A 582-nucleotide genomic window follows, 5' to 3' on the forward strand; every position below is an offset into this window, starting at 1 on the left:
TCGACTGACAGGGGCGCCCGGCGAGCTCGGGCGCCCCTGTCAGTCGAAGTCCGCGTAGGGGGTGAGGGGCCGGGGCGGCATGTCGAGATCCCCCTGCCAGGGCTTGAAGGTGTAGCGCAGGAACAGGGTGGCATGGCTGGGGGCGTAGTCGTCCGCCTGCTGGATGTCCACCCGTCCACCGATGCGCCAGTGCTCGGTCAGACGGTGCTCCACCACGGCGTTGAGGGTGTAGCCGAAGCCGCTGCTGCTGCCCCCCTCCACCGGTGCATTCCTGTCCGGCAGGCCGGTGGGTAGCAGCTCCGCCAGCGGGTAGCGGCGGCTGTCGTCGGTGCGGGAGCGGGACCAGGAACCCGACCCACCCAGCTCCCAGGACCAGTCGGGCGTGCGCTGACGATAGCTGACCGGCACCGAGAGGGAGAAGTATCCCTGCGGGCTGTAGTAGCCCCCCTGCCCCAGGGTATAGCCGCTCAGATCCTGCTGGTAATGCCACAGCATGGTGTTGAGCCCCACGCTGACCCGGCGGTGGTTCTCGTTGACGAGCTTGTAATAGCCCCCCCCATGAGCCGGGTCAGCGTGGGGCTC

At 68.7% G+C, this 582-nt stretch carries 1 protein-coding gene; it reads right to left on the minus strand.

The window, feature by feature from the left end; translation table 11 throughout:
* Positions 1 to 39 precede the first annotated feature (39 nt).
* On the minus strand, positions 40 to 582 hold a 543-nt coding region (locus tag BN1136_RS00485), incomplete at its 5' end, for a cellulose synthase subunit BcsC-related outer membrane protein (protein ID WP_043807890.1).

It is taken from the genome of Aeromonas taiwanensis, from assembly GCF_000820165.1.
Classification (GTDB): Bacteria; Pseudomonadota; Gammaproteobacteria; order Enterobacterales; family Aeromonadaceae; genus Aeromonas; species Aeromonas taiwanensis.